At 64.7% G+C, this 6,262-nt stretch carries 6 protein-coding genes; all 6 read right to left on the reverse strand.

The features are described 5' to 3' along the window. Positions 1-5 precede the first annotated feature (5 nt). A complete protein-coding gene (locus M3484_RS21335; protein ID WP_249499150.1) occupies positions 6-1,430 on the reverse strand; it encodes an aspartate ammonia-lyase in 1,425 nt (474 codons plus the stop codon). 70 nt (positions 1,431-1,500) lie between these two features. After that, positions 1,501-2,745 carry a flavin-containing monooxygenase gene (locus M3484_RS21340; protein WP_249499151.1) on the reverse strand — a complete coding sequence of 415 codons (1,245 nt, stop codon included), beginning with the start codon at positions 2,743-2,745 and terminating at the stop codon, positions 1,501-1,503. 181 nt (positions 2,746-2,926) lie between these two features. Continuing rightward, the gene (gene hemC / locus M3484_RS21345; protein WP_249499152.1) at positions 2,927-3,877 is read right to left on the reverse strand and encodes a hydroxymethylbilane synthase; all 951 of its coding nucleotides are present in this window, start codon (positions 3,875-3,877) and stop codon (positions 2,927-2,929) included. 130 nt (positions 3,878-4,007) lie between these two features. Beyond that, complete coding sequence (locus M3484_RS21350; RefSeq protein ID WP_092898852.1) at positions 4,008-4,556, reverse strand: hypothetical protein; 549 nt, start codon at positions 4,554-4,556, stop codon at positions 4,008-4,010. A gap of 84 nt (positions 4,557-4,640) precedes the next feature. Then, positions 4,641-5,996: an NAD(P)-dependent oxidoreductase gene (locus tag M3484_RS21355; protein ID WP_249499153.1), complete on the reverse strand. Its 1,356-nt coding sequence runs from the start codon at positions 5,994-5,996 to the stop codon at positions 4,641-4,643. Positions 5,997-6,060: 64 nt separating this feature from the next. After that, positions 6,061-6,262: hypothetical protein (locus tag M3484_RS21360; RefSeq protein ID WP_249499154.1), on the reverse strand; the 202-nt coding region annotated here is incomplete at its 5' end.

Consider the following 6,262-nt stretch of genomic DNA (forward strand, 5'->3'; position numbering starts at 1 on the left):
AGAGTTCATCCCCCCCTCACCTGCGGTGAGATCAGGGACCGTGAGGGCCGGGTCAGGTTTTCCGGGCTGAGGATCGCGGTCAGCAGCGCCTCGGGCAAGAGCCCGCGCTCCAGCGCAAGCTCGCAGACGCCCCGGCCCGAAGCAAAGGCCTCACGCGCCAGCTCGGTCGCGTTTTCATAGCCAATATAGGGGTTCAGCGCAGTGACGATCCCGATGGACTGCGTCACCGACTGCGCCAGCGCCGCGTGATTGGCGGTGATGCCCGTGATGCAATGCGCGCGCAGGGTCTCACATCCCGCCGTCAGATGGCGGATCGAGCGCGAGATGGTACAGGCGATCACCGGCTCAAAGGCATTCAGCTGCAACTGCCCGGCCTCGGCCGCCATGGTGATCGTGATGTCATTGCCGATCACCTCGAACGCGATCTGATTCACCACTTCGGGAATCACCGGATTGACCTTGCCGGGCATGATCGACGACCCGGCCTGGCGGGCGGGAAGGTTGATTTCATTAAACCCCGCACGGGGGCCAGAGGATAAAAGCCTGAGATCGTTGCAGGTTTTAGACAGCTTCACCGCCACCCGCTTCAACACGCCCGAGACCTGAACAAAGACGCCGCAATCCTGGGTCGCCTCGATCAGGTCGGGCGCGGTGATCAGCGGAATGCCGGTCAGCGCCTCAAGACGGACGCGGACCAGTGCGGCATAATCGGGATGGGCGGTCAGGCCGGTGCCGATGGCTGTCGCGCCTAGGTTGATCTCACATAACAGCGCGCGGGCCTCGCAAAGCCGCGCCTCGTCTTCGGCCAGCATGGTGGCGAAGGCGCCGAATTCCTGACCCAGGGTCATCGGGACCGCTTCCTGAAGCTGGGTGCGGCCCATCTTCAGGATATCGCTGAACTCCGCTGCTTTGGCCGCGAAAGCCTGCCGCAGATCCGCCATCGCGGTCAGAAGCCGGCCAATCGCCGTCCAGGTCGCCAGCCGCAGCGCGGTCGGATAGACGTCATTGGTACTTTGGCCCAGATTGACATGCTCATTCGGGTGCAGATGCACGTAATCGCCTTTGGCGCGGCCCATCAGTTCCAGCGCACGATTGGCGATGACCTCATTCGCGTTCATATTGGTCGAGGTACCGGCCCCGCCCTGGATCTGATCGACCAGGAACTGATCGCGCAGCGCGCCCGCCATGATCTCACGGCAGGCGGCGATGATCGCGGCGGCGTGGTGCCCCTCCAGCAGGCCAAGATCGCGATTGGCCTCGGCCGCGGCCAGTTTGATCGCGGCCAGTGCATGGATCAGATCGCCCTCTTCGCCGATCACCCGGCCCGAGATCGCGAAATTCTCACGCGCCCGCAGGGTATGGATGCCCCAATAGGCCGCACCCGGCACCTCGCGCGGGCCAAGCAGATCCTGTTCGATGCGGACGGTCATTGCGGCTCCGGCAAGCGGGGTCAGTCCCGGGCGACGACCCGCCCGGGGGGATGTCACGGCAAGGCCTAGATCAGGCCGGAACCGCCTGCTCTGCCGCGATATGACCGGCAAGCCGGTCAGCATCATGCCAGACCCCCCAGATGAAAGAGGAGCCGCGCATCGACAGCCAGGGCAGACCGAGGAAGTAAAGCCCCGGCACCACCGAGACGCCGCCTGAATGCGCCGGGCGACCGCGTTCATCGAAGATGTCGGCCTTGATCCAGCTGAAATCCAGCGCATAGCCAGTGGCCCAGAGGATCGTGGTGATACCCTCTTTCGCCAGATCCAGCGCCAGCACGGGATCGGTGAGGCAGGCAGGATCCGCGCCGATCAGATGCGCCTCGGGTTCCTCGGGCAATTCGAGGCCCTGGCTTGCCACATGGGCATCGGCCTGCTGCAAAAGGCCGAGGTAATTCGCATCGCCCTGCGCCACATTCTTCGCCAGATCGGGCGCGAAATGCATCACGCCATTCTCATAGCGCGCGGTCATCCCGACAAGCCCCATGCCTTCATTCGCAAGGCGGCGGAAATCGACAGTCTGGCCACCCCGCGCGCCGCTGACCGCGATGGTCACATGTTCGGTGCCCGGTGCGGGCGTGGTCGTGTCCCAGATACCAAGTGCGCCCAGCCACCAGACGAAATCCTTGCCGCGATAGCGCCGCGGCGGGCGGTCATGCGCCCCGACCGAGAGCCAGACTTTGCGGCCCGCGCGCCGCAACTCATCGGCGATCTGCACCCCCGAAGACCCGGCGCCGACCACAAGCACGCCGCCTTCGGGCAGCTGATCGGGGTTCTTATAGCCATGCGAATGCAGCTGATGCAGACCGGCACTCGCGGGCACCACCGGCGGGATCACCGGTTTCTGGAACGCGCCGGTGGCTGCCACAACATTCTGCGCCTCGATCACGCCTTCGGAAGTCTCGACCCGGAAACCCGTCTCAAGCGGCTGAACCGAAGTGACCGTCACGCCGCAGCGCACCGGCGAGTTGTTTTGAGCGACGCAGGCCTCGAAATAGGCCGCAACCCGGTCGTGATGGGCAAAAGCGTCGGGGTCGAGCTCCTCGAAGGTCAGCGTCGGGAAACGGTCATGCCAGACCGGGCCATTGGCCACCAGCGAATCCCACCGCGCCGTGCGCCAGCTTTCCGCGATGCGGTTCTTTTCCACCACCAGATGCGACAGGCCGCGCCGGCCCAGATGCTCGCTCATCGCGACACCGGCCTGGCCGGCCCCGATCACGAGAGTATCGACTTTTTCGACAGACGTTTCGGCGGACATTTCGGCTTCCTCACGCGGAAAGTGACAGAGGGTGACCGCCGGATCGGCCGGTCGCCTGAGGAAATGATGCCGCTGAAAAACCTGATTTGCCTATGAGCGTTTCTTGCAGCCCTGATTAGGGCGGCGCTAAGCCGCATCTTCGCGGCCGGTCACAGGAGGATGTCCGGAAGAGAGGGCGGCCTCAGCCGCAGGGGCGTTTCCAGTCGAAAAAGCCCGGGCCAGCGCGGCCCAGCAGATCACGCGCAAGCCGCGCGCCAAGCGCTGCGGCCTCTGCGGCGGGGCAGCTGCCCTCGACCGAGATGCGCTCGGCGCCATTGGTGCGCAGGATCTCGCCGCGGAAATGGATCACATCATCGCTCAGCCGTGCGAGGCCCGCGATCGGAGTCTGGCAGCTCCCTTCCAGCGTCCCGAGAAAGCTGCGCTCGCAGGCCATTTCGCGCTCGCAAACCGGATCATGCAGCGGCATCAGCAGATCGCGCACCCAGAGATCGCCCTTGCGGCGCTGGACCGACAGCGCGCCCTGACCGATGGCGGGCAGCATCTCTTCCGTCCCGATCACCGTCCAGTCCTGCGCGGAGATCCCAAGTCGGTTCAGTCCCGCCAATGCGAGGAAAGTGCAATCCGCAAGGCCCTGCTCAAGTTTGGAAAGCCGCGACTGCACATTGCCCCGGAAATTCACGATGCGCAGATCTGGGCGCACGAACAATGTCTGCGCGCCTCGCCGCATGCTGGATGTGCCGACCGAGGCACCCTGAGGCAATTCCGCAAGGCTGCGATACTTATGCGACACCAGCACATCACGCGGGTCTTCGCGTGGCAGGAAGATATCCGAGACCAGCCCCTCAGGCTCGGCCACCGCCATATCCTTCACACAATGGACAGCAAGGTCGATGCGGCCATCCAGCAGCGCCTCTTCCAGTTCCTTGGTGAAAAGACCTTTGCCGCCGATCTCTTTCAGCAACTTGTCGAGCACCCGGTCAGCCGTGGTTTTGATCACCACGATCTCGAAGGCTTCGACCGGCAGACCATGCTCTGCGCGCAGCCAGTCCCGGGTCTGGAATGCCTGTGCCAGCGCCAGCGGCGATCCGCGCGTGCCGATACGAAGGGGAGTGCTGGCGTCAGGCTGTCTCATGGGGCTTCCGATAGGCTGGCAAAGCTGCGCTGGCAACTGGAATCAGTCTCAGACGGCCAGATTGACGCGACGCGATTTGTCGCAGCTGGCGGCGGTTTCTGCGGGGTTCAGGACGATGGTCCCGGCGGGATCAGTGCGGGGTCGGGGCGGCCGCGCGCATGCGGCCCGCTTCGCTGTCATGGTCGATCAGATTGCGCATCAGCATGACGCCCCCCATGAACTCGACTCCGCCGGCCATGGAATCCATGATCACCTTGACCGTCTCATCGGCGCCGATCGCATTGCCGTCCAACGCGATTTCCGACGGCAGTTCCACCACGCCCAGCGTGGTCATCGTCTTATAGGCCTGGCTCAGATGCGGGCAGGACCATTCCATATGCATGGTCAGCGGGCATTTGATGAAAAGACCGGGCTTTGTGTGCCAGAGCTTCAGCTCATTGCGGTCCTCCAGCGCGAAGGACAGTTCCACCGCGCTGTTAAGGCGGAATTCCTGCTGGAAGATGCGCCGCGCCACCTGTTCACAGCCCGCGAGCAGCGCATCAAAATCGGTGGCGTCAAGCGGCTGCACCACGTCGCCGCTGCCATTGCCGGTATAATGGACCCGCAATTCCCGTCCGCCATCGGCCGCCGTCACGATCTTCGCCGAGGTGATCGAAAGGTTGTAAGACTGGACTGACATGGCGGGATCCCTGATATGCGTGCGCTCAATATAGGCTGTGACGCGGCGTCTCACAACGGTTTCTCCAGGGATTTACCCGCGCCCTCAGCCTTTCCAGGGGCCGGCCAGACCCTCCTCACGCATCAGCCTGGCAAGCCTGTTCGCGGCCAGCATCAGAGCCTCGCCCGACAGCGCACCGGCTTCCGCCCCTGCAAGGGCATCGGCCAGTTCCCGCGCCGCAGCCGGAAGCCCGCCTTTCGCAAACCGCGCCAGATCCTGCGGTGTTACGCCCCCCAGCCCCGCAGGGGTCAGCGGGCCGCCATCGCTGTAGCCTTCGGGCAGATCGCCCTTCAGATTGCGCACCACCCCGGTCGAAATCGCATCAAGCAGCTGATCCGCCGCCTGGATCGCACCCGCAACCCGGGTCGGGTGGTCAGTATCCGCCGCCGCATGCGGCAAGAGCGAAAGCTTTGCGCCATGCCGCTCCACAAGACCCAGATAGGGCGCCATCGGGCCCGAAAGCACGCCCGCCGCATCGACGAAGAGATCCGCATCAATCGCTGCGAACCCGACCTGCCCGGCGCTGAGCGCGCTCTCCAGCGCCGCGATATCGACCAGCTCGCCCCGGTCATAGTTCAGAAGCACCGCCCCCGGCGCCAGCGCCGCCAGCACCGCCTCATTGATCAGCCCCGCATTCGCGAACCCGTCAGGCCCCTTCGGCCCAAGGCCGAGATGGACCGACAGAGCATCCGCCCCGCGCGCGGCCTCTTGCGGGGTGGCGGCATAGTGAAAGCCCTCGCTTTCGATCCAAATCCGGTGGCGCGGGCGGGCATGGATCGCCACCTCCATCCCGAAGGCGCGGGCCAGCAGCGCCACTTCACGCCCGATATTGCCATATCCGATCACCGCGAGGCGCTGGCCCTCCAGTTTGCGCGTCGGGTAGCGCAGGAGGTCGCGCCCGGTATCGAAACGGCCCGCCACCACAAGGTCATGCAAGGCCCCGACCGGCAGATCGGGGCGCTGGCCGAGCAGCGCTTTCATCACCATCTGCGCCGTGGCGCGGGCATTGATCCCGGGCGTATTCATCAAAGGCGCAACGCCGCCCAGCCCGTCGCCGCCACCCCAGCTTGCCGACCCCATATTGCCGGTACCGGTGCCGATCCTGACGCCCCCAAGATCAAAGCGCGTCTCGACCGGCAGGAAGGTCGCCGCGGCGATCACCGCATCATAAAGCCCGTCACCGGCCTCGGCGATCAGTTCCTCCCGGGTCGAGAGATGCGGCAGGTAGAAAAAGGTCGCCCGCCCCTCATCGGGCTGCACTCCGCGTGCCGAACCGATGTGAAACCGCCCGCCCCGGCTTTCGACATGGGCGCGAAACCCTGACGCATCGGGCGCTCCGGCCGCATCAAACGCCAGGCCGACGAGGTCGGCCACGAGGATTTTCGGGCTGTTGCGGTCCATCGGTCAGTCCTTCGTACAGGAGGGGCGTCTTGTTTTTGCGGTCTCGGCCCATGACAGAGCCGGGTCAGGGCATGGCTGCAAGCGTTTTTTTCACCCCTGCGCTGCGCCAGCGGCGAATAAAAATCCCCGCCGAAGCGCAATATGTTTTCCCCCCGCGGTCGGAGCAGCAGAGCAGAACAACCTCCCCTTCCTGCCGGGGCGAGGAATGAACCGGCTGTTTTTGACCATATGGTCTGAATTCCGGAGTAATGCACTTGGCTCCTGGC

It is taken from the genome of Pseudomonas sp. GX19020, assembly GCF_023371075.1.
Classification (GTDB): Bacteria; Pseudomonadota; Alphaproteobacteria; order Rhodobacterales; family Rhodobacteraceae; genus Pseudogemmobacter.